Source organism: Roseateles sp. P1_C1_2, from assembly GCF_056406535.1.
Genome location: NZ_JBFUAB010000033.1, coordinates 16,943 through 39,364, shown reverse-complemented (window position 1 = coordinate 39,364; position 22,422 = coordinate 16,943). Strand labels below are relative to the sequence as shown.

General features: G+C 69.4%; 24 protein-coding genes. 17 read left to right on the top strand and 7 right to left on the bottom strand.

Annotated elements, in window-relative coordinates; translation table 11 throughout:
• Positions 1-6: 6 nt before the first annotated feature.
• Positions 7-2,142, bottom strand: coding sequence for an acyl-CoA dehydrogenase (locus tag AC1D2H_RS27415; RefSeq protein ID WP_478013064.1), 2,136 nt, complete (start codon positions 2,140-2,142; stop codon positions 7-9).
• A gap of 316 nt (positions 2,143-2,458) precedes the next feature.
• Between AC1D2H_RS27415 and AC1D2H_RS27410 the strand changes: the two genes are divergently transcribed.
• On the top strand, positions 2,459-2,734 hold the full coding sequence (locus tag AC1D2H_RS27410; protein ID WP_478013063.1) for a hypothetical protein: 276 nt from the start codon (positions 2,459-2,461) through the stop codon (positions 2,732-2,734).
• A 7-nt stretch (positions 2,735-2,741) separates the two neighbouring features.
• On the opposite strand, the gene AC1D2H_RS27405 is transcribed toward AC1D2H_RS27410, so the two are convergent.
• Entirely contained in the window at positions 2,742-3,101 is a 360-nt protein-coding gene (locus AC1D2H_RS27405) for a YciI family protein (protein WP_478013062.1), read from the bottom strand.
• A gap of 124 nt (positions 3,102-3,225) precedes the next feature.
• Here AC1D2H_RS27405 and AC1D2H_RS27400 point away from each other — a divergent pair, with 124 nt between their 5' ends.
• The 13 genes from AC1D2H_RS27400 (at position 3,226) to AC1D2H_RS27340 (ending at position 12,912) form a co-directional block, all read left to right on the top strand.
• Positions 3,226-3,621 (top strand): VOC family protein, encoded by a 396-nt coding sequence (locus AC1D2H_RS27400; protein WP_477936775.1) that lies wholly within the window; start codon positions 3,226-3,228, stop codon positions 3,619-3,621.
• Entirely contained in the window at positions 3,618-4,490 is an 873-nt protein-coding gene (locus AC1D2H_RS27395; RefSeq protein WP_478013061.1) for a sugar phosphate isomerase/epimerase family protein, read from the top strand. Before AC1D2H_RS27400 ends, AC1D2H_RS27395 begins: the two co-directional genes overlap by 4 nt.
• Before the next feature lie 75 nt (positions 4,491-4,565).
• Positions 4,566-5,186, top strand: a complete 621-nt coding sequence (ccmA, locus tag AC1D2H_RS27390) for a heme ABC exporter ATP-binding protein CcmA (protein ID WP_478013060.1) — start codon at positions 4,566-4,568, stop codon at positions 5,184-5,186.
• On the top strand, positions 5,186-5,848 hold the full coding sequence (gene ccmB, locus AC1D2H_RS27385; protein WP_477936770.1) for a heme exporter protein CcmB: 663 nt from the start codon (positions 5,186-5,188) through the stop codon (positions 5,846-5,848). Before ccmA ends, ccmB begins: the two co-directional genes overlap by 1 nt.
• The gene (ccmC, locus tag AC1D2H_RS27380) at positions 5,848-6,600 is read left to right on the top strand and encodes a heme ABC transporter permease CcmC (protein ID WP_478013059.1); all 753 of its coding nucleotides are present in this window, start codon (positions 5,848-5,850) and stop codon (positions 6,598-6,600) included. The genes ccmB and ccmC overlap by 1 nt, the downstream gene beginning before the upstream one ends.
• On the top strand, positions 6,597-6,695 hold the full coding sequence (gene ccmD, locus AC1D2H_RS27375; protein WP_477936766.1) for a heme exporter protein CcmD: 99 nt from the start codon (positions 6,597-6,599) through the stop codon (positions 6,693-6,695). Before ccmC ends, ccmD begins: the two co-directional genes overlap by 4 nt.
• Positions 6,692-7,114, top strand: coding sequence for a cytochrome c maturation protein CcmE (gene ccmE / locus AC1D2H_RS27370; protein ID WP_477936764.1), 423 nt, complete (start codon positions 6,692-6,694; stop codon positions 7,112-7,114). The genes ccmD and ccmE overlap by 4 nt, the downstream gene beginning before the upstream one ends.
• Positions 7,111-9,042: a heme lyase CcmF/NrfE family subunit gene (locus tag AC1D2H_RS27365; RefSeq protein ID WP_478013058.1), complete on the top strand. Its 1,932-nt coding sequence runs from the start codon at positions 7,111-7,113 to the stop codon at positions 9,040-9,042. Before ccmE ends, AC1D2H_RS27365 begins: the two co-directional genes overlap by 4 nt.
• On the top strand, positions 9,039-9,563 hold the full coding sequence (locus AC1D2H_RS27360; protein WP_478013057.1) for a DsbE family thiol:disulfide interchange protein: 525 nt from the start codon (positions 9,039-9,041) through the stop codon (positions 9,561-9,563). Before AC1D2H_RS27365 ends, AC1D2H_RS27360 begins: the two co-directional genes overlap by 4 nt.
• The gene (locus AC1D2H_RS27355; RefSeq protein WP_478013056.1) at positions 9,556-9,918 is read left to right on the top strand and encodes a cytochrome c-type biogenesis protein; all 363 of its coding nucleotides are present in this window, start codon (positions 9,556-9,558) and stop codon (positions 9,916-9,918) included. Before AC1D2H_RS27360 ends, AC1D2H_RS27355 begins: the two co-directional genes overlap by 8 nt.
• Positions 9,915-10,541: a tetratricopeptide repeat protein gene (locus AC1D2H_RS27350; protein ID WP_478013055.1), complete on the top strand. Its 627-nt coding sequence runs from the start codon at positions 9,915-9,917 to the stop codon at positions 10,539-10,541. Before AC1D2H_RS27355 ends, AC1D2H_RS27350 begins: the two co-directional genes overlap by 4 nt.
• 11 nt (positions 10,542-10,552) lie before the next feature.
• Entirely contained in the window at positions 10,553-11,911 is a 1,359-nt protein-coding gene (gene chrA, locus AC1D2H_RS27345; RefSeq protein WP_478013094.1) for a chromate efflux transporter, read from the top strand.
• Entirely contained in the window at positions 11,908-12,912 is a 1,005-nt protein-coding gene (locus AC1D2H_RS27340; RefSeq protein WP_478013054.1) for a glycoside hydrolase family 88 protein, read from the top strand. The genes chrA and AC1D2H_RS27340 overlap by 4 nt, the downstream gene beginning before the upstream one ends.
• Here AC1D2H_RS27340 and AC1D2H_RS27335 read toward each other — a convergent pair.
• The gene (locus AC1D2H_RS27335; protein ID WP_478013053.1) at positions 12,909-13,610 is read right to left on the bottom strand and encodes a hypothetical protein; all 702 of its coding nucleotides are present in this window, start codon (positions 13,608-13,610) and stop codon (positions 12,909-12,911) included. The genes AC1D2H_RS27340 and AC1D2H_RS27335 overlap by 4 nt on opposite strands.
• Before the next feature lie 252 nt (positions 13,611-13,862).
• Between AC1D2H_RS27335 and AC1D2H_RS27330 the strand changes: the two genes are divergently transcribed.
• Genes AC1D2H_RS27330 through AC1D2H_RS27320 form a run of 3 tightly spaced genes read left to right on the top strand, consistent with a single transcriptional unit; the run spans position 13,863 to position 17,566 of the window.
• Entirely contained in the window at positions 13,863-16,496 is a 2,634-nt protein-coding gene (locus AC1D2H_RS27330) for a TonB-dependent receptor (RefSeq protein ID WP_478013052.1), read from the top strand.
• Positions 16,497-16,540: 44 nt separating this feature from the next.
• Complete coding sequence (locus AC1D2H_RS27325; protein WP_478013051.1) at positions 16,541-17,335, top strand: hypothetical protein; 795 nt, start codon at positions 16,541-16,543, stop codon at positions 17,333-17,335.
• A 48-nt stretch (positions 17,336-17,383) separates the two neighbouring features.
• Positions 17,384-17,566: a hypothetical protein gene (locus AC1D2H_RS27320; RefSeq protein ID WP_478013050.1), complete on the top strand. Its 183-nt coding sequence runs from the start codon at positions 17,384-17,386 to the stop codon at positions 17,564-17,566.
• An 84-nt stretch (positions 17,567-17,650) separates the two neighbouring features.
• Here the strand turns inward: AC1D2H_RS27320 and AC1D2H_RS27315 are convergent, their stop codons facing one another.
• The 4 genes from AC1D2H_RS27315 to AC1D2H_RS27300 form a co-directional block, all read right to left on the bottom strand.
• Positions 17,651-19,231, bottom strand: a complete 1,581-nt coding sequence (locus AC1D2H_RS27315; RefSeq protein ID WP_478013049.1) for a response regulator — start codon at positions 19,229-19,231, stop codon at positions 17,651-17,653.
• Positions 19,232-19,302: 71 nt separating this feature from the next.
• Complete coding sequence (locus AC1D2H_RS27310) at positions 19,303-19,758, bottom strand: response regulator (RefSeq protein WP_477936740.1); 456 nt, start codon at positions 19,756-19,758, stop codon at positions 19,303-19,305.
• On the bottom strand, positions 19,724-21,196 hold the full coding sequence (locus AC1D2H_RS27305; protein ID WP_478013048.1) for a sensor histidine kinase: 1,473 nt from the start codon (positions 21,194-21,196) through the stop codon (positions 19,724-19,726). The genes AC1D2H_RS27310 and AC1D2H_RS27305 overlap by 35 nt, the downstream gene beginning before the upstream one ends.
• Positions 21,193-22,221 carry an ABC transporter substrate-binding protein gene (locus AC1D2H_RS27300; RefSeq protein WP_478013047.1) on the bottom strand — a complete coding sequence of 343 codons (1,029 nt, stop codon included), beginning with the start codon at positions 22,219-22,221 and terminating at the stop codon, positions 21,193-21,195. The genes AC1D2H_RS27305 and AC1D2H_RS27300 overlap by 4 nt, the downstream gene beginning before the upstream one ends.
• Positions 22,222-22,422 lie beyond the last annotated feature (201 nt).

Below are 22,422 nucleotides of genomic sequence, written 5' to 3'. Positions count from 1 at the left end.
AGGCGCTCAGCCCGCCGGGAAATCGTCCACCTGGATGACCTTGTCCGCCGCACGCAGATAGGCCAGCGCCGCATCGGGGTTGCTCGACGTGGCCGCCGCGGATGCCAGCGAGTGGCTGCGACGCAGCGCGCGGTTCAACTCGGTCACTTCGTCGCCCAAGGCATCGGCCAGGCGCAGGGCGTCGGCCAGGTCGCGCAGGCCGCCGGTGGCCGGCGGCGTGAAGTCCGGGCACAGGCGCGCCACCAGCGACGGATCGCTGCGCAGGGACTCGGCCAGCGCGATGAGGTCGCGGTCGCGCAGCGGCGCCAGATGCCGGGTGCCATGCAGCAGCAGCGGCGATAGCGCCTTCAACGTGCCCGACGGCATGTTGGCGTGCAGATCGCGCAACGTGGCGGCGGCCTCTTCAAGCTGGAAGCGGATGGCCGCGCGCGCAAACGGCAGCATCTTCTGATCCGCCTCGACCTTGAAGCGCCACACACTGGTCGCGGCCAGGTAGAGGTGGGACAGCACATCGCCCAGCCGCGCCGACAGCAGCTCCATGCGCTTGAGGCGCCCACCGAGCAGCCCCATCGCCAGGTCTGCCGTCAGCGCGTACTTGGCCGACACGCGGGCGATCAGGCGGGCCTCCTTCTCCAGCCCGGCGGGCACCTGGCCCTTCAGGCCGGCGCCGAACAGGCTGGCGCCGAGGTTGCGCGCGACGTGGCCCACGTGGGCCAGCAGGGCCTTGCCCAGCGCTGCTTCGTCCTTGGCCTGCACGGCTGCCATCTCGGCAAGGACGTTCGGGTGGCAGCGCACGGCGCCCTGGCCGAAGATGATGAGAGCTCGCGACAGCAGGTTGGCGCCCTCCACCGTGATGGCGATGGGCGCATGCCGGTAGGCCACGCCCAGCAGGTTGCTGGGCCCGCTGATGATGCCCTTGCCGCCCAGCACGTCCATGCCGGCGCTGACCGCGCGGCGCCCGGCCTCGGTGAGCTGCACCTTGAGGATGGCGCTGGCCACGCTGGGCCGCTCGCCGGCGTCGAGCGCGGCAGCCGTGAAGCGGCGCGCGGCGTCCGACGCGTACAGATCCGCTGCACTGCGCGCGATGAGCCCCGCAATGGCCTCGAATCGGGCGATGGGCAGGCCGAACTGCTCGCGGATGCGGCCGTAGCCAGCCATCACATAGAGGGCCGTCTGCTGCATGGCCGCGCCCAGTGCCGGCAGCGAGATGGCCCGCCCCGCGGCGAGGCATTCCATCAGCATGCGCCAGCCCTGCCCCACCTGCGCCTCGCCGCCGATGATCCAATCCATCGGCACGAACACGTCGTCGCCGCGGATGGGGCCGTTCATGAAGGCGGAGTTCATGGGCCGGTGGCGGCGCCCGATCTGCAGGCCCGGCGTGGGCACCGGGATCAATGCGCACGTGATGCCGAGCTGCTGCTGGCCTTCGGGGCGCGATGGGTCCAGCGCCTGGAAGGCCAGGCCCACGACGGTCGCCACGGGCGCGAGAGTGATGTAGCGCTTGTCGAAGCGCACGCTGAAGCCGCGCACGCTGCGGCCGTCGATCTCGCGCTCGGTCAGCACGCCGGTGTCGGGAATGGAGGCGGCGTCGGAGCCGGCATAGGGTGAAGTGAGGCCGAAGCAGGGCAGGTCGCGCCCATCTGCCAGGCGCGGCAGGTAGCGGGCCTTCTGCGCATCGGTGCCATAGCGCAGCAGCAGCTCAGCGGGGCCCAGCGAGTTGGGCACCATGACGGTCACGGCGACGGCCACATTGACGGTGGCGATGCGGGTGACCACGGCCGCGTGGGCGAAGTGGCCAAAACCCAGGCCGCCCTGCTCGCGCGGGATGATCATGCCGAAGAAGCGCCGCTCGCGCAGAAAGCGCCACACCTCGGGCGGCAGGTCGCGCGCCTCGTCGATGGCGAAGTCGTCCAGCATGGCGATGAGTTCGTGCACATCGCCATCCAGGAAAGCCTGCTCCTCGGCCGTGAGACGGTTGGGCGCCATGGCCAGCAGGTGGTCGAAGTCCGGGGCGCCGGCAAACAATTCGCCTTCAAAGCCCACGGTGCCGGCCTCCAGCGCCGCGCGCTCGGTGTCGCCCATCTGCGGCAAGGCCTTGGCAAACGGCTTCAGCGCGTAGCGGCCCAGCAGCGAGGCGATCATGGCAAGGGTCTCCTTGGTTTGCCTCCATGCTGGCCGTGTCGCCTCTGGCCGTCCGTCAGACAGCGCTGATTTTCCGTAAAGCAAAGTGGCCGCCTTTCAACGGCGAACTGAACAAACGAAACAAACCAGGGCTCGGCCTGAAACCCGCTTGCGACACATGGCACGGACAGTGCCGGCTTGGTCACCGCGGCCGCCCCTTCGCCAGCGACACGTCGTACCGGGGCGGCCTGGACGCGACGGACCGCTCAGGCCATGGGCTGCAAGGCCGACGCCTGCAAGCGCTGAAATAACCCACCCCCTCATCAAGGAAGCCGCCATGTCTCTTCGCCCCCTCGTCTCCTCCGTCGTGCTCGCCTGCGCCCTCACCGTCGCCTCAGGCGCTGCCCAGGCAGCCGAAGCCATCCAAGGCATAGAGCAGGCACTCGCCACCGCGCTGCAGGACAAGCGCGGCATCACCCTCTATGTGAACGGCCAGACGATCGCGGGGGCGGTGACGCGCATCGAGCCCGGCCAATGGGTCGAGCTGCGCAACCAGCAGTACGGCCGGATCATCGTGCGCCTGGACCGCATCGACGGTATCGCCGCGCCCTGAACAGGCCTCACGCGCGGCCGGTCATTTCAACCGGCAACGGCATGAACTCGCGCACGTCCTGCGCGCAGCGGCAGGCGACGGCGATCTTGGCGGCCCAATGGTGGGCGGCGTCCCGGTCGGCCACCTCGACGATGGTGAAGCCGCCGATGAAGTCGCGGCAGGCCGGGTTCGGGCCCTGGGTGATGCTGCCGTCGGTGGCCACGACGGTCGTCGTGGGCGGCTCCAGCAGGCCGCCGCCGAAGACGAAAGCGCCGGCGGCCATGGCCTCCAGCACGACGCTCACCGCGGCCTTGCTGACGGCAGGGAAGTCCTGCTGCGGGATGTGGCTCATCGCGCCTTCGTTGAACGAGATCAGGTATTGCGTCATTGCATGGCTCCTGGGTGACCCTGGCCGCCTTCGGCCAGTTCCCTGCGACGAACCAGCCGCACCGGATTCGACAAACCGCCCCCACCGGCAGCCTAGACTGTCTCCCAAGCAGCAAGGAGACGGCATGTTCAATCACATCATGGTGGGCAGCAACGACATCGAGCGGTCCCGGCAGTTCTACAACGCCGTGCTGGGCGTGCTTGGCGCCGGCGAGCCCGTGCGCAACGTCGCGGCCTCGGGCCATGTGCGCCTCTTCTACCGCCACAACGGCAGCACCCTGGCCATCAGCGAGCCCATCAACGACGAGCCGGCCTGCTTCGCCAACGGCGGCACCGTCGCCTTCAAATGCGACTCGCCCGAGCAGGTGAAGCAGCTGCACGACGTCGCCGTGGCCCACGGCGGCACCTCCATCGAGGAGCCGCCGGGGCTGCGCGAGCACAGCCTCGGCAACTTCCACCTCGCCTATGTGCGCGACCCCGATGGCAACAAGCTCTGCGCCATCTACCGGGTACCGGCATGAAGTTGGACAGGCGTCTCGTCCTGAAGGGCCTGCTCGCCGCCGGCGCCGCGCCCGCCTGGGCCGCTGAGACGCCGCGCATCGCCAACCCGGGCGTGCAGCTCTACACCGTCCGCGACGAACTGAAGCGCGACTTCCGCGGCACGTTGACCCGCATCGCCGCGCTGGGCTATCGCGAGGTCGAGTTCGCCGGCTATTTCGACCAGCCGCCTCACGCCCTCCGCAAGCTGCTCGACGACCTGGGCCTGGCAGCACCGTCCGCCCATGTGGACGACCGCCTGCTGGGGCCGGACGGGCAGCGCATCATCGAAGCAGCCCTGGCCATCGGCCACCGCTACCTGGTCTTTCCCTGGGTCGACGAAGCGCAATGGCGCGACCTCGACGGCTGGAAGCGCCGCGCCGACAGCTTCAACCGCGCCGGCGAACTGTGCCGCCGCGCCGGCCTGCAGTTCTGCTATCACAACCACCACTTCGAGTTCGCCACGCTGCAGGGCCGGCGGCCCTATGACCTGCTGCTGGCCGACTGCGATGCCAGGCTGGTGCAGATGGAGCTGGACCTCTGCTGGGCCGTCGCCGCCCGGCAGGACCCGCTGAAGCTGCTGCAGGCCCACCCGGGGCGCTTCCCCCTCGTCCATCTCAAGCAGCTCAAGGCCTTGCCGCCGCTGATCGGCGGCGATGTGCTCAGCCTCAAGATGGACGATGCCTTCGCCCAGATGACCGAGGTCGGCCCCGGCGCGGTGGACTTTGCCGGCCTGCTGGCCGACCCGGCCAGCCGCGGCATCCGGCACTACTTCGTCGAACACGATCAGCCGGCCGAAGCGCTGGCCAGCATAGAGACCAGCCTGCGCTGGCTGCGCACGTTGAAAACCTGAGGCCAACGCCGACTGCACTAGCTCAGTCGTTTTGCTTCGTTGGCGGCGCAGGGCCCGCTGCCTAGAGTGGCGGGCATGTCCCTCACCCCCGCCTCGCTTGCCACGCCGCCCGTGCTCATCCTGCAGCGCGTCGGCCAGTCGCGCGGCGCGCGGCCGCTGTTCGAGGGGCTGGACCTGGCCCTGCATCCGGGCCAGCTGCTGTGGGTGCAGGGTGCCAACGGCAGTGGCAAAACCAGCCTGCTGCGCCTGATCTGCGGCTTGAGCGCGCCGCGCGCCGGGCGGGTGCATGTGGAGCGAGAACTGCTCTACATCGGCCACCGGCCCGGACTCAAGGACGTGCTGTCCGTCATCGAGCAGCTGCGCAGCAGCGCGGCGCTGGCCGGTCGGCCCTGCAGCGAAGGCGAGGCGCTGGCGGCACTGGCGCCCGTCGGCCTGGACGACGCCGCCGGCCTGCGCCTGGCGCAGTTGTCCGAAGGCCAGCGCCGCCGTGCGGCCCTGGCCCAGCTGTGGCTGCCCCGGGTCGCACCGCTGTGGGTGCTGGACGAGCCGCTGGCCGCGCTGGACTCGGCAATAGCCGACCGCCTGGCCCAGCGCCTGGACCGCCATGCGGACGAAGGCGGCAGCGTCGTCTTCACCAGCCACCAGGCCCTGCCGCTCAAGCGCAGCGTCCGCAGCCTGCAGCTCGGGAGGCCCTGATGGGCGCCGCCCTTCAAGCCGCCGCGGCGCTGGCCCGGCGGGAGTGGTCCAGCACGCTGCGCCAGCCGGCCGAATGGCTGACGCCGCTGGGCTTCGTCGTCGGCGTGGCCGCCATGTTCCCCTTGGGCCTGGGCCCCGACCCGGCGCGGTTGCGCGAGCTGGCACCGGGCCTGCTGTGGATCGCCGCCCTGCTGGCCAGCCTGCTGGCCCTGCCGCGCCTGTTCGCGCCGGACCTGGCGGACGGCAGCCTGGAGCAATGGTGGCTGGCGCCGCTGCCGCGTCCGCTGGCCGTGGCGCTGAAGCTGGCCGTGCATTGGGGTCTGGGCAGCCTGCCACTGGTGCTCGTCACGCCGCTGCTGGCCCTGGCCTTCGGCATTGATGACCCGGTTCCGTTGGCCCTGAGCCTGCTGCTGGGCACGCCGGCCCTGGCCCTGCTCGGCGGCCTGGGCGCCGCCCTGGTGCTGCATGCGCGCGCGGGTGCCGGGCTGCTGGCCCTGCTGCTGCTGCCGCTGGAGGTGCCGGTGCTGGTCTTTGGCACGGCCGCCGCGCAAGGCGGCGCCAATGCCGACACGGCCCTGCTGCTGCTCGGCGCCTGGTTGGCCGTGCTGCTGGCGCTCGCACCCTGGGCCACGTCGGCCGCCCTCTCCTTGATGCTCGACTGATGTCCAAACCTCATCCGCTCTGGCGCTATGCCAGCCCCGCCCATTTCCTGCCGCTGACCGGCCGGCTGCTGCCCGCGCTGTGGGTGCTGGCCGCGCTCGGCATCGTCGCGGGCCTCGTGCTCGGCCTTTTCATCGCGCCCACTGATGCCCAGCAGGGCGAGGCTTACCGCATCCTCTACCTGCATGTGCCGGCGGCGTGGATCGCCATGGTCTGCTACGCCGCCATGGCCTTCTGGGCGCTGTGGGGCCTGGCCTGGAAGACGCGGCTGGCCTTCGTGCTGATGCGTGCCCTCGCACCGACGGGCGCCCTCTTCGCGCTGCTGACGCTGTTGACCGGCTCGCTGTGGGGCCGCCCCACCTGGGGCACCTGGTGGGTCTGGGATGCACGCCTCACTTCGGCCCTGCTGCTGGCCCTGCTCTATGTCGGCTTCATCGCGCTGACCTCGGCCGTCGACACGCCCGACGACCCGCGCCGGGGCGACCAGGCCGGTGCGCTGCTGGCGCTGGTGGGTGCGCTGAACCTGCCGGTGCTGTATTTCTCGGTCAGCTGGTGGAACACCCTGCACCAGGGTGCGTCCCTCAGCACTCGGGGCAGCGCCATCGCGGCTGAGATGCTGACGGCGCTGCTGCTGTCGACGCTGGGCTTCTGGGCCTATGCCGGTGCGGTCGTGCTGGCGCGCGCCAGGCGGCTGCTGCAGGCCCGCGTCGAATCCGAAGCGCGCTGGCCGCGAGCACTGGGGAGCGTCGCATGAACGAGCTCTTCGGCGCGCATGCGTTCTACGTTTGGAGCTCCCTCGCGGCGGTGGCCGTTGGCATCGCCATCGAACTCTGGAGCCTGAGGCGATGAAACCCCGCCACGCCCGCCTCCTCGGCCTGCTGGCCATGCTGAGCCTGCTTGCACTCGCCGGTGGCCTGGTGCTGAAGGCCTTTCGCCAGAACCTGGTCTTCTTCGTCACGCCCAGCGAGATCGCGCGCGGCGAGGCACCGGCCGGCACGCGGTTTCGCCTCGGCGGCATGGTGTCGCCCGGCTCGGTGCAGCGCGGCGCCGACGGCCTGATGAGCTTCACGGTCACCGACGGTGCACGCGACGTCGCCGTCAGCTACCGCGGCCCGCTGCCCGACCTCTTCCGCGAAGGCAAGGGCGTCGTCGCCCAGGGTCGCCTGGCCGGTCTGGGCTTCATCGCCGACGAGGTGCTGGCCAAGCACGACGAGAACTACATGCCGCCCGAGGCCGCCGCGGCGCTGAAACAGGCGAGTTCGCGATGACACCCGAACTGGGTCAGTTCGCCCTGCTGCTCGCACTCGTGGTGGCCGTCGCGCAAACCGTGCTGCCGCTGTGGGGCGCGCACGCCGGGCGCGCACGCTGGATGGCGCTGGCGCGGCCGTTGGCCGGCGTTGGCTTCGGCCTCGTCAGCTTTGCCTTCGCCGCGCTGGTGACGAGCTTCATCCAGCTCGACACCTCGGTTGCCTATGTCGCCGCCAACGCCAGCCACGAGCTGCCGCTGGGCTATCGCATCACGGCGAGCTGGGGCGGCCACGAGGGCTCGCTGCTGCTGTGGGTGTGGATGCTGTCGGCCTGGGGGGCGCTGGTGGCGACCCGCAGCGGCGCTCTCCCTCAGGCCTTCGCGGCGCGCGTGCAAGGCGTGCTCGGCCTTGTTGCAGCCGGCTTCCTCGCCTTCATCGCCTTCACGTCCAACCCCTTTGCCCGCTTGCTGCCGGCGCCGCTGGAGGGCCGCGACCTGAACCCGCTGCTGCAGGACCCCGGCATGGCGGCCCACCCGCCACTGCTCTATATGGGCTACGTCGGCTTCGCGGTCGGCTTCGCCTTCGCCGTGGCGGCCCTGCTGGAAGACGAGCTCGACGCGCGCTGGACGCGCTGGGCCCGACCCTGGGTGCTGGCGGCCTGGTCGGCGCTGACGGGCGGCATCCTGCTCGGCAGCTTCTGGGCCTATTACGAACTGGGCTGGGGCGGCTTCTGGTTCTGGGACGCCGTCGAGAACGCCGCCTTCATGCCCTGGCTGCTGGGCACGGCGCTGATCCATTCCCTGGCCGTGGCCGAGAAGCGGCCGGGCTTTCTGCGCTGGAGCCTGCTGCTGGCGCTGCTGGCGTTTTCGCTGTCGCTGCTCGGCACCTTCCTCGTGCGCTCAGGCGTGGTCAGCTCGGTCCACGCGTTCGCGAGCGACCCGGCGCGTGGCCTCTTCATCCTCGCGCTGCTGGGCATGTCGGTCGGCGGCTCGCTGGCCCTGTTCGCCTGGCGCGGCCAGCGCGCCGGGCCGGCCGAGGGCTATGCACTCGGCTCGCGCGAATCCCTGCTGCTGCTGAACAACCTGCTGCTGGCCACGGCCACCGGCACCGTGCTGCTGGGCACCCTCTACCCGCTGGCGGCCGAGGTCATCAGCGGCACCCGGCTGTCGGTCGGTGCGCCCTATTTCGACACCGTCTTCCCGCCGCTCATGCTGGCGCTGGCGGCCCTGCTGGTGCTGGGCCCGCTGGCGCGCTGGCGGGCCGCCACCTTCACGCATCTCAAGCCGCTGCTGCCGCTGGCCCTCGCGGCCCTGGCCAGTGCCGGCGCCCTGGCGCTGGCGCTGCAGGGCTCGCTGTGGATGGCGGCCGGCGTGGCCACCGGCATCTGGACGCTGGGCGGCACCCTGGCCCTGGCCTGGCGGCAACGCGCGGCCTGGCACCAGGGCCTGCCGCTGTGGCTGGCCCATGCCGGCGTGGGCGTCTTCATCCTCGGCGTGACGCTGGTGCGCAGCCTGGAGCAGTCGCATGACCTGCAGCTGGCGCCGGGCGAGCAGGTGCGCGTCGCCGGGCATCTGCTGCATTTCGAGAAGCTGGAGGCCGTGGACGGCGCCAACTACCGCGCCGCTCGTGCAAGCCTGCGCTGGCAACGCGGCGGCGAGGCGGTGCTGCTGGCGCCGGAGAAGCGCGTCTACGCCCGTCGCCAGATGGCCATGACCGAAGCCGCCATCGCCCGCAGCCCCTGGCGCGACATCTACGTCAGCCTGGGCGAAGCCGATGCCGACGGTCGCTGGGCGCTGCGGCTGCAGATCAAGCCCTTCATGGCCTGGGTCTGGATAGGCGCGCTGCTGATGGCCATCGGCGGCCTCTGGGGCGTGCTGGCGCGGCAACGCCGGCCGCGCGGCGCACTGCAGGCCACGCCCCTCATCGTCCCCACGCTGTCCACGCCATGAAGATCGTCGCCCTTGCTCCTCTGATCGGCGCCGCCGCCCTCGTCGCCCTGCTCGGCCGCGGCCTGCTGCAGCGCGACGCCCAGGCCGAGACGACGACCTCGCCGCTGATCGGCAAGCCGGCACCCGTGCTGGACCTCGAACGCCTGGACGGCGAGGCCCAGGCGCTGCAGGGCCAGGTCTGGGTGCTGAATGTGTTCGCCTCGTGGTGCGCGCCCTGTCGCGCGGAGCTGCCGGTGCTGGGCCAGCTGGCAAGCCAGGGCGGTGTGCGCGTCGTCGGCCTGGACTACCGCGACACGCCCGAACTGGGCCTGGCCTTCCTGAAGCGCCACGGCAACCCCTATGCGCTGACCTGGCTGGACCCGCAGGGCAAGGGCAGCCTGGCCTGGGGCATCACCGGCGTGCCGGAGACCTTCGTCATCGACAAGCGCGGCATCGTGCGGTTGCGGCACACCGGGCCGGTCACGGCCGAGGATCTGAACAAGCGGCTGCTGCCTCTCATCGAAAGGTTGAAGCGTGCGTAGCCTGATCGCCCTCGCCCTGTTGTCCGCCCTTGCCGCGCGGGCCGACGACCTCGACAGCCGCGTCGAGCGCCTGGCCCAGGAACTGCGCTGCGTCGTCTGCCAGAGCCAGAGCGTGGCCGAGTCCAACGCGCCGCTGGCCGTCGACATGAAGCGCCAGCTGCGCGAGGGCCTGGCCGTCGGCCGCAGCGAAGAGGAGCTGCGGCAGGAGCTGGTGCAGCGCTATGGCGAGCAGGTGCTCTACCGCCCCGCCCTGCATGTGGGCACCGCACCGCTGTGGTTCGGGCCGCTGGCGCTGCTGGCCATCGGCGCCGGCGTCTATCTGCGCCAGGGCAGGCGGCGCGAGGAGGCGCGATGACTTTCTTCCTTATCGCAGCGACTGCCCTGACGCTGGCCTCCTTGCTGCCCCTCGCGCCGGTCCTGCTGGGGCCTCAAGGGCCGCGCGCATGGCGCACCGCTGCCGCCCTGGGCCTGGCGCTGCCGCTGGCCGCCGGCCTGCTTTACGCCCAGCTCGGCCGCTCCGACGCCCTCGACGCGCCGGCACCGACTCTCAACCCTGTGCAGCAGATGGTGCAGCGCCTGGCCGATCGCCTGCAGCGCGCGCCCGACGACGCCGACGGCTGGGCGCTGCTGGCCCGCGCCTACGAGCAGCTCGGCCGCCCTCAGGACGCCTTGCCCGCCTATGTGCAACTGGAGCGCCTGCGCCCGGCCGACCCGCAGCCGCTGAGCCAGCACGCCGTCACGCTGGCCCTGGTGCAAGGAAAGGGCCTCGACGGCGAGCCCGAGGCGCTGCTGCAGCGTGCGCTGAAGCTGGACCCGAAACATGTGCCGACGTTGGCCCTGCTCGGCAGCGCCGCCCACGAGCGTGGCGACACGGCGACGGCCGTCGGCTACTGGCGCCGCGTGCTGGCCGAGGTGCCGGCCGACAGCGACATCGCCGCCTCGCTGCGCGACAGCATCGCGAAGGTTCAGGCGCGGTGAGCAGGGCCTACATTGCGGCTGACCGTTTTCAGCCCGGAGCCCCAGCCATCAACGCGCCGCAGCCCATCGCCTTCTGGGAAGCCTTTCGCTTCTGGCTCAAGCTCGGCTTCATCAGCTTTGGCGGGCCTGCCGGGCAGATCGCCATCATGCACACCGAGCTGGTGGAGCGGCGCCGCTGGATCAGCGAGCAGCGCTTTCTGCATGCGTTGAACTACTGCATGCTGCTGCCCGGCCCCGAGGCCCAGCAGCTGGCCACCTATATCGGCTGGCTGATGCACCGCAGCTGGGGCGGCATCGTGGCCGGCGCGCTGTTCGTGCTGCCGTCGCTGTTCATCCTCATCGCGCTGTCCTGGGTTTACCTCGCCTACGGCAAGCTGCCACTGGTGGCCGGGCTGTTCTATGGCCTCAAGCCCGCGGTGACGGCCCTGGTCGTGCACGCCGCCCATCGCATTGGCACGCGGGCGCTGAAGAACGGCTGGCTCTGGGGTATTGCCGCGGCGGCCTTTGTCGCCATCTTTGCGCTGGACGCGCCCTTCCCGCTGATCGTGCTGGCCGCCGGCCTCATCGGCCACTTCGGCGGCCGGCGCGCGCCGCAGGTCTTTGCCCTCGGCGGCGGCCATGGCGCAGCCCGGCAGGGCTATGGACCGGCGCTGATCGACGACGACACGCCTACGCCGCCGCACGCCCGCTTCACCCGCGCGCGACTCGCCCGCGTGCTGGCCATCGGCCTCGGGCTGTGGCTGGCCGCCATGGCCGGCCTCGTCGCCGCCTACGGCCTGCAGGGCGCGCTGACGCAGATGGGCTGGTTCTTCACCAAGGCCGCGCTGCTGACCTTTGGCGGCGCCTACGCGGTGCTGCCCTATGTCTATCAGGGCGCCGTCGAGCAGCACCAGTGGTTGACCGGCGTGCAGATGATCGATGGCCTGGCCCTGGGCGAGACGACGCCGGGGCCGCTCATCATGGTGGTGGCCTTTGTCGGCTTCGTCGGCGGCTGGACCAAGCAGCTGTTCGGGCCCGACTCGCTTTTCCTGGCCGGCGCCGCAGCAGCCAGCGTCGTCACCTTCTTCACCTTCCTGCCGTCCTTCGTCTTCATCCTGGCCGGTGGGCCGGTCATCGAGTCCACCCACGGCAAGCTGCAGTTCACCGCGCCGCTGACCGCCATCACGGCCGCGGTGGTCGGTGTGATCCTGAACCTGGCCATGTTCTTCGCGTATCACGTGCTGTGGCCCCAGGGCTTTGGCGGGCGGTTTGACTGGATCTCTGCGCTGATCGCCGTAGGTGCCGGCGTCGCGCTGTTCCGCTTCAAGCTGGGCGTCATGCCGCTGCTGGGCCTGTGCGCGGCCATCGGCCTGGGCGTGACCGCGCTGTGAGGCGCCGGCAGGCCTGCATTGCCTTGGGTGCGCTGGCCACCAGCAAGCCCAAGGCGGCCCGGGTGCCCGCAAGCGAAGCGCTGGTCATCGCACCACAGTACGTCGCCACTGCCGGGCCGCACTACGTCAACACGCTGCTGATCTCGGCACAGAGGCGCCTGGGCCAGCCCGGGATGGCGCGCAAGGCTGCGGCAGCGCTGCGCGAGGCCGTCGGCGCGCCGGGCTACGCCCTGCCCACCGATTGGCCGCGCCTGGCCGGCTATGCCGCGCTGGCGGAGGCGGCCACGCTCGATGGCGAAACGGCGGCCGGCGCGCTGGCCGTGCAGGCGCTGCGCTCGGTGCTGGCCGACACCACGCTCACCGGCCTGCGCCCGTGGACGGACGACATGTTCATGGCCACGCTGCTGCTGGATCGCACCGCACCGCTGCTGCCGGCGCCCGAACGCGCCCACGCGGCCGGCGCGTTGGGCGCTGCCCTGCTGGGTCTATCGGGACGACTGCAACGGCCCGACGGCCTCTTCGATCATGCCGAGGGCTCTCCGGTCGCCTGGGGCCGTGGCAATGGCTTCGCATCCCTCGCTCTTTCTGTGGCACTCACCGGCCCGCTGCGGGGCTCAAACGCCGAAGCGCCCTTGCTCGCCCGCCTGCAAAGCCATCTGCACGCACTGCTGCCGCTGCAAGGCGCCGACGGCCTGTGGCGCCAGGTGCTGGACCGACCCGAGGCTCAGCCCGAGCTGACCGTGACGGCGATGAGCCTGGCTTCAATGGTTCTCGCGCGCCTCCACGGTTGGCTGCCTGCCAGCGCAGCAGACATGGCCATCACCCGCGCCTGGTCCGGCGTGCAATCGCGCATCGATGCAAGGAACGGCGGCTTCCGCGATGTCTGCGCCGGCACGCCGGCCGGGCCGACGCTGGACTTCTATCTGCAACGGCCGATGGTGAACGGCCGCGACGAGCGGGCGGCGGCGATGGTGCTGCTGGCAGCGATCTCCGTGGCCTAGCTTCCCTGGCGCAGCAGCGCCTTGGCCGCCTCGATGCGCAGGGCCAGCGCCACCGTCTCGTCGTTCAGCACCTGCTGCAGGAAGCGCTTCGGGTCCAGGTCTGCGCCCGACACCTTCGCGACGGGCGCCGGGGATGCCAGCGCCACGGGCTGCAGCCCCTGCAGCACCGCCTCGAAAGCCGCTGGCTTGATGCTCAGCAGCCGCGCGAGCAGGTCGGCCTGCCCGTCGACCCCCGGCGGGATGTCCAGCCACGGCGTGTCGACAAACACCGGCGCGAGATCGGGCGCCACGAAGGCCGACCAGTTGCCGGTCGACGCCTGTTCCGCGGGCACGAGGGCTGCGTCGAAAGACGGCCCCGCGGCCGACGGGCTCAAGCGCAGGCGCGCAGGGGCGATGCCCGCCAGATAGCGGGACTGCAGATGGACGAGAAACGCCGCTGCGCGTGAGGCGCTCACCGGCTGCTGCAGCGAGAACCACAGCTGCAGTCCGTCGGTGCCCGACACGGCGATGGCGGGTGCCGGCATCTCAAGGTCCGTTTGCACGCCGCGCCAGGCCTTGGACAGCACGTCCCAGTCGGCCGGGCCGGCAAGCTCCAGGACCATCGCCCGCACCTGGCCCGCGGCGTCGATCAGGCGCTCGCCCGAATCAGGCGAAGGCAGCAAAAACAGGCGACGCAATTCGGACTGAAGACGGTTCATGGCTCAGGGTGATGGGCAGGCCGGGCGAATCTACCGCAAGCCGCCCCCGGGGGAACCCCATGCCCGAGCTATGCCTTTTCGCCCCTCAACCATCGCATCGGGACATAGCGCGAGGTCACACCGCAACACTTCCGAAAACACGATAGCTGCGGGCAAATAAGTCATACGTTTGGCATGTAACCGCTCCGTACCATTTTTCTCAGCCGGCCCCTCAGAGGGCCGTCTTCATTAAAAAAGCCTACGGAGACTTCCATGCCAAAGACCCATTTCAAGCCGACCCGGCTCGCCCTGCTGCTGCAGGCCTTCGTGCTGTTGCCCGCCGCCGCTCAGACGCCAGCCACTGACAGCGATGCCAAGCTCGACACCGTCATCGTCAGCGGCATCCGCGCCTCGGTGCGCAAGGCGCTGGACACCAAGGAGGCGTCCAACAGCATGGTCGAGGTCATCGCCTCCGAGGACATCGGCAAGCTGCCCGACACGACCATCGCCGAGTCCCTGGCCCGCCTGCCGGGCCTGTCGGCCGGCATCGACCGCGGCAACGCCAGCCAGATCGTCGCCCGCGGCCTGGGCCCGCGCTTTGTCGGCGCAACGTTGAACGGCCGCGAGTTCGCCTCCTCCGAACCCGACCGCGCGGTGCGCTTCGAGATGTTTCCGGCCGAGTCGGTGTCGGGCGCGACGGTCTACAAAACCCAGTCCGCCGAGATCGTCGAAGGCGGCATCGCCACCACCATCGACCTGCAGACCGTGCAGCCGCTGGCCTACCGCGAGCGCACCATCTCGCTGAAGGCCGACGCGCTGTACTACCAGCTGGGCAAGGACATCCAGGGCGCCAAGAAGGTCGCGCCGCGCCTGGGCGGCATCTATGTCGACCAGTTCCTCGACCGCACCCTCGGCGTGGCGCTGGCCTTCAGCTACTACGACCAGCCCTCGCTCGAGGACCGCGTCGACAACTGGGGCTTCAACGAAGACCACTCCCGCGACGTGACCGGCGACGGCAAGGTCGACAAGACGCCCTGGGGCTTCCAGAACGGCGTCAAGAAGGGCACCGACAAGCGCTCCAGCCTGCTGGGCAAGGTCGAATACAAGCCCAACAGCGCGGTCGCCATCACCGGCGACGTCTACGCGGCGCGCTCCAACATCCTTGAGCCGACGCTCGTGCACGTGGAAGGCAATGTCGGCAACTGGGATGGCTGGCAGAGCGGCGCCTTCAGCAAGGTCACGACCGACGGCGGCTATGTGACCGGCGCGACGGTGTCGGGCGTGAACCTGGACAACCTGAACGCGCGCTGGAAGCAGAACATGCGCAACTTCGCGGCCGGGCTCAACGGCAAGTTCAAGCTCGACGACTGGCAGCTCGACGCCGACGTGGCCCGCTCCACCGCCGGCCGTGACACGATGTGGACGGCCGTGCAGATGAGCATGCTGCAGCCCGGCTCGGTGACCTGGAGCTTCCCGCGCGACGGCTGGATGACCTATGGCTTCAGCGCCGACAGCGGCAACCCGGCCAACTTCTCCACCAACGTGACCGAGCAATGGGGTCCGACCTATGTCGGCAAGCTGAACGACTCGCTGAACTCCCAGCAATTCAACGCCAGCCGCGCCGTGAAGTGGGGCGACGTCAGCAAGCTCAAGTTCGGCCTGCGCGCCACGCAGCGCGACAAGTCCTATGCCCAGACCTCGTGGAACTACGCCGCTGCGGCCACCATCCCGACCAGCGCCTTCCAGCGCGTGACGGTCGCCGGCCGGCCCGACTTCATCGAGTTCGCCGAAGGTTTCGACGCCGCCGTGCCCAAGTACTTCGGTGCCAGCACGCTGAGCGCCGACGGCCGCAGCCCCACTGCCAGCGACCAGGTGCAGAACAGCTGGCGCGCCAAGGAAAGCAGCACTGCCGCTTTCGCCCAGGCCGACCTGAACGGCAGCGCCTTCGGCGACCTGAGCTACCGCGGCAACGTCGGCCTGCGCGCCGTGCACACCAGCCAGACCGGCTACGGCAAGGAGCAGGTCAACGGCGGCGCGCTGACGCCCGTGTCGGCCGGCACCAGCTACACGCGCTTCCTGCCCAGCCTCAACCTCATCCTCAACCTGGATGCGGAGGACGTGAACCAGCTGCGCTTCGGCGTCTCGCGCGCCATGGCCCGCGCGCCGCTGGACGTGATGAACGCGGCCCACACCGTCAGCATCGACCCCAACGGCGTCAACCCGACGACGGTGTCGGGCGGCAACCCGCAACTCAAGCCCATGATGGCCAGCCAGGTCGACCTGACCTTCCAGCGCTACTTCGACAAGGACAGCCTCGTCTCCGTGGGCCTGTTCTACAAGAAGATCAGCGACTACATCGGCATCGCCTCGGTGGCCGGCACCTTCAACGGCAAGGCGGCCTATTACACGAGCCAGGTCAACCGCGATGGCGGCAACGTCAAGGGCATCGAGCTGGTCTACCAGCAGGCCTTCACCGCCCTGCCCGCGCCGTGGAACAGCCTGGGGCTGATGGCCAACTACACCTACAGCGACAGCAACATCAAGGAGAACGGCGACCGCAGCGGCGGCACGTTCACGCCCATCGCCACCAACGGCCTGATGAAGAGCAATGGCGGCCTGACCCTCTGGTACGCCCGCAACGGCTTCGAGGCCCGCCTGGCCGCCAACCACCACTCGGCCTACAACCGCGCCCCGACCTGGGACTCGACCGCCTTCCAGTTGAACGGCGCCGAGACCTGGGTGTCGGCCAATGTGTCGCAGCAGATCACACCGCAGCTGCAGGCGCGCTTCGGTGTCGAGAACGCGACCAACCAGCGCGTCACCTACACCGACCCGCTCAACCCCTGGCACCAGACCAACTTCCAGTTCGGGCGGCGCTTCAATGTGGGGCTGACCTACAAGCTGTGATGACCCAGGGCCAGGCGGCGCCTGGCATGCATTAGCCTTGCTGCATGCTCAGAACGCTTGCCCTGGCCCTGCTCAGCCTCTGCTTGACGCAGGCGGCCCGGTCCGAAGAGACCGAGCCGCTGGACTGCCCGCACTGCGGGACCTGGGCCATTCACCTGGCGTCTCCTTCCGGCTATGTCGGCGAGGAGATGGTGGTGTCTGCCACCCAGGTGTCTCTGCCGGGCTGCGGCGAGTTCGATGCAGAACTCAAGAACCAGCAGATCACCGTCCAAGGCCAGCACCGCAGCTACAAGGTCACGCTGGCGCTCAAGCCGAGGGGCGCGACGCGGCTGTGCGAGGCCGGCGATCAGGCTCGCCTGCGGCTGGAGGCCGTGATCTCGGTGGGATACCGGGCCGACGGGAGCCTGGGTGACTTCAACGTCTACAGCGACAAATCGCCACAGCCCCTCTACGGTGCTATGGGCTGGAACTACGCGCGCTACGACCCCTGTGCTTCGGGGTCCGCCTATGGCTCCAACGCCTGCCTGCTGCTTTCCAATGCCAGGCTCATCAAGACCCTCGCCTACGAGTCCGTCTCGGTCTTCTCAGGGAACCCGTCCGGCAACCCATTCAACGCGGCACGCTACGCCGCCGCCACCTTCGATTTCTGCCGGGTCCGTGAGCGGGGGAGGGGCGGTGGCGGGTGGCCCACGGTCTGGGCCCTGGACTGCCAGCATGCCCGCCTGCAAACCAAGCTCGACGAGTTGCGGGCATGGAATGACTGCCGGTCCCAACCGAAACCATCGGCGTGCAAGGCCCCGGACGAGAGCTTCGACAAGTCGCCCAAGCAGGATCAGTAGCCGCCGCCGCGATAGCATGGCCCTTCCCTGCCGTTGTATCGGGACGCCATGAAGCACCCTCTTGTGACCGCCCTCCTCCTCATCGCTGCCCTGGCCTGCTATGGCTTTGGACTGGGAGGCGACATCGCCCTCCTGCTGGCCCTGGGCGCCATCTTCGAGCTGTGGTTCTGGGCGCGTGCGATGCCGGGCTTTGGTGTGCTGTCCAGCGCGAAACGAAGGAGCCCGGATTGAAGCGCCATCGCCACGTTCAACGTGGGACCGACTGACCCGCCTTGACGAGCTGGTCGGCGCGCAGCGCCCGGCTCGCGACAAGGCTCATCTGGCAGCGGCCAGGAGCCGGCCGACCAGTGCGGTCAGGTCGCGGAACGTGTCTTCCTTTTCGAGCATGGCGCGCACGCCGGCGGCCGCTGCCTGTTCGCGCAACTCGTCAGTGATCAGACCCGAGCTGATCACCACCGGCAATCCGGGGCGGATGGCGGCGATCTCGCGTGCGACGTCAAGGCCTGAGCGGCCAGGCATGTTGTAGTCGGTCACGAACAAATCCACCGCACCCGGCTCGTCGCCGATGGCCTCTAGCGCTGCGGCTGCGTCGGTGAAGCCGCTGCAGCGGTAGCCGGCGCGCTCCAGGAGGCGCTCGACGACCAGCATGACGGTCTCGTCGTCGTCGAGATAGATCACGTGTTCGCCGTGCCCGAGGAGGGGTGCATCCGACAGGCGCTCGACGCTCATCGTCGGCAGCGGCGGGTTGACCGCAGGCAGGTAGAGGTGGAAGGTGCTGCCCTGACCGGGCAGGCTGTCCACGGCAATGCTGCCCTGATGGGCGACGACGATGCCATGGACGACCGACAAGCCCAGGCCCGTGCCCTGACCCGTCGGCTTGGTCGTGAAGAACGGCTCGAAGATCCTCTCGCGTGTCGCGGCGTCCATACCCATGCCCGTATCGCTCACCCACAAATGGGCGTAGGGGCCGGCGACCAGGCCGGACAGGGCTCGGGCGGTGGCTGCATCCAGATGCGCCGCCTCAAGACCGATGACGATCTTGCCGACCTCGCCACGCAGCGCATGCCAGGCATTCGTGCTCAGATTCATCAGCACCTGCTGGAGCTGGGTGGCGTCGCCATCGACGTGGAGGGGTTCATTGCTCAGGCTCAGTTCCAGCTCAACCCCCGCCGGCAGCGTCACGCGCAGCAAGCCATAGGTTTCGTCGACGATCGGCCGCAGCGCGACGTTGCGCAATTGCTGAGGCTGGCGGCGGCTGAAGGTCAGGATCTGGCGGACGAGGTCGCGCGCGCGCAGGCCGGCCTTCTGGATTTCGCCAAGCATCACCAGCACCGGATGACCGGCATCGACCTCACCCCGCGCGAGCTCGACGTTGCCGAGGATCGCGCCAAGGATGTTGTTGAAATCGTGGGCGATGCCGCCAGCCAGCGTCCCGAGGGACTCCATCTTCTGGGCCTCGCCGAGCTGCGCCTCGAAGCGCCTCAGCTCGGCCTCGGCCTCTCGATGTGCGGCGCGGCGAGCGGCCTGGACGAGTTCGCGCTCAAGCACCGGCGCCAGCCGACTCATGTTGTCCTTCATCACATAGTCGTTGGCACCGGCCTTCATCGCGACCACGGCCGTTTCCTCGCCGATCGTGCCGGAGACAAAGATGAAGGGAATGTCCAGACCGCTGGAGCGGAAGGTGGAGAGCGCCTCCAGGCCGCTGAAGCCTGGCATGCTGAAGTCGGAGATCACTGCATCCCACGGGCCCTGGACAAGGGCTGACTGCAGCGCCGCCAGATCCTGGACGCGGTGGAATTCAGGTGCGAAGCCGGCGCGACGCAGCAGGCGCATCGCCAGGCGGGCGTCGTTTTCCGAGTCCTCGACGGCCAGAACCTTGATCGGCTGTGCGTTCACGGGTTCACCCTTGGCGCTGCGCGCTGTCTCGCCAGGCGGGAGCTGAGCGCCTTCGGGCGGCCGGGCGGCGCTCATGACAAGGCCGGCCGCGGCGGCAATTGGTTGAGAGCGAGCCAGTAGATGCCGAGCACCTTGACCGCCTCGACAAACTCGGTGAAGTCGACGGGCTTGCGAACATAGCTGTTCGCCCCCAGCTTGTAGCCCGAAACGATGTCTTGCTCCTCCTTCGACGAGGTCAGGATCACCGCCGGAAGCAGTGCCGTGCGGGGGTCGGCGCGCAGCGCCTTGAGCACGCCAAGCCCATCCAGCCTGGGCAGCTTCAAGTCGAGGATGATCAGTGTCGGCAGCGGCGCGCCGGCACGATCGGCGTGGGCACCGCGCGCAAATACGAAATCGAGCGCTTCCACGCCGTCACGCGCGACGACCAGCGGATTCATCAGATGGCTGCGCTTGAACGCGCGCAGCGTCAGCGCGACATCGTCCGGGTTGTCCTCAACCAGCAGGATGACCTTGCTCTCGTCGTTCATCGGTTTGCTCCAGGATGCGGAAAAAGAAGCTGGCCCCGCCACCGAGGCTGGCCTGAGCCCAAAGCGGCCAGCCATGACGACGCAGCACGCGCTGAACAATCGCCAGGCCGACGCCCGTGCCCGGGAAATCGCTTTCGTGGTGGAGGCGCTGGAACGCACCGAACAGGCGATCGGCGTAGGCCATGTCGAAGCCTGCACCGTTGTCGGCGACGAAGCAGATCCGGTCCCCGTCCTCATGGCGCATGCCGATGCGGATGACGGCATCGGCGGTCTTGCCGGTGAACTTCCAGGCGTTGTCGAGCAGGTTCTGCAGCGCGATATGGATCAATTCCCGGTCGGCCTGCACCTTGATGCCCTCATCGATCTCCCAGCGCACCCGGCGCTCGGGCTGGGCCCGCACCAATGCGGCCGCCATCTCGCGGACCATGGCGCTGAGATCGACCTCCTGAATCCGCAGCTCCGCCCTCGTCACCCGCGCCAGCCCGAGCAGTTCATCGATGAGCCGGCCCATGCGCTGGCTGGCGGCGCGGATGCGCTGCAGGTTGTCACGGGCCTCGTCGTCGAGCTTGTCGCCATAGTCCTCGATCAAGGCCAGCGAGAAGCCATCCATGCTGCGGAGCGGGCTGCGCAGGTCGTGTGAGACCGAGTAGCTGAAGGACTCCAGCTCGGTGTTCAGCGAAACAAGTTCGCGATTGCTGAGCTCGAGCCTGCCAAAGGAATCCTGCAACGCGCGCGTCATCGCATCGAAGTGACGCGCCATTTCCCCCAGTTCGTCGGCCGCGCCCACATCGAGCGCGAACGACCAGTTGCCCGCGGCCACCTCACGGGTGGCCTGCTCGAGCTGTGCGATCGGACGGAGCACGTCGCGCCGGAAAATCCAGACGGCTGCCCCCGTGATCAAGGCCATCAACGCCAGCCCCGCGGCCGTCACGAGGACGACCCGCCGCTGGGTCTCATCGATGCGCACGCCCGCATCGTCGATCAACTGGGCCGCGTCGACGAGGCTCCTTTGCTGCAGGATCAGCAATCGGTTGGACACCTGGATCTCGAAGCGCCGCTGGATCTCGTCGGCGCCACCGCCGCCAGCCTGCGCCGCCTCGACCTCACCGAACAAGCGGTGGCTGGCCTCACCGTTCACGCGCAGTCCGGCCAGCGTCCTAGCCGCGGCTTCATCGACATGGGCAGACCCGGCCAGCAGGCCCTCAAGGCGCTGCCAGACGGCCTGCTCCTGCAATCGGGCGCGTTCGCGGCGGTTGAGCAGGTATTCGAAGGTCACCATGCGCATGTCGTTGAGCGCACTGGCGATCGCGGCGCTGTGGCGGCGCTGCTCGACGGCCGCGCTGACCTGGGTATTGGCCCAGCCGATGCTGGCAGCGATCAGCGCCATGGCGCCGAACATCAGCGCCGCGGCGATCCGGGCCTTGCTGCTGATCTTCACCGCACCACCGTCACCCGTCCCGGGCTCGCGGCCAGCAAGGCCTCGAGACTGAGATGGGACAGGAAGTTAGGCATCGGCTGCACGGGCGCATAACCCCGAGCCATCGCCCAGTCCGCCACGTCTTCGAGCGTGACCAACTGGGCCTGCTGCTGATCGACCTCCAGATTCAGGGCCTGCCAGGCCGGCTCAAGTGCATCGGGGTCGAGCTTCAGGCGTGAGGCCAGCAGCGCCTTCGCCTGCAACGGGTCGCCCTGCACAAAACGCTCGGCATCCAGCAGTGCCAGCAGCAGCCGAYGCAAAGCCTCGCCACGGCTTGACAGGAATTCACTGCGGCCGACGAGCACATAGTTCTGGGCATAGGCGTCAGGCGCGCTGAACGAAATGATGGCACTGCCGAGGGCGAGCTCGGCTTCGTGCCGGATCGGCTGCCAGGCGGCGATCGCGTCCACGCTGCCATCGCGCAGCGCGGCAACCAGGCGGGCCGGCGGCAGGTCCACGAGGACGAGTGACTGCGGTGCCAGGTGATGGCGCACCATGAAAGCCCAGAGGAAATACTCGCCGCTGGTACCGAGGGTGACGCCCACGCGGCGTCCCTGCAGACCGCCTGGCGAGCTGATTTCGCGATCGCGACGCGCGAGCACCGCCAACTCGTTGGAGGCGCTCGCCACCACGGCCGCCATGCTCAGCGGTGCCCCCTTGAGCACCTCGATGACGATGGGCACGTCGGCGGCGGCAGCGAGGTCGGCGCCGCCGCGCAAGAGTTCGGCCAAGGCGGCCTTGCCATGGGTTTGCGGCAGCACCGTCACCGCCAGCCCGCGCTCATCGAAGAAGCCCCGCGCTGCGGCGATGTGCAGAAGCCCGGCATGCGGCGCCTGCGGCAGCGCGATCGAGAGCCGCTCGGCCACCAGGGGTTCGCCAGTCCGGCGCCGGCTCAGGCCAAACGCCGCGGCAAGCACGGCGAGCGTGGCCAGACCTGCCAGGTGACGGCGATTCAGACCACGACCCACCGGGGTCGGAGCGCTCATTTGGTCCTCCCGCACCCAACACGCCCAGGCCATGAAGCCACCTGGATAACGGGTTACGTGTTGTCTAGATCCGTTTGAACGAAGAGTACGGGCATGGCTTCCGTCTTGCAAGGCCTGTCGCACGGCGCTCGGCCTAACTTGTCAAAACGGTGGCATCCGGCGTTTTCCCGTTGCCAGCTCACACAAATCCGGCAATGCTTG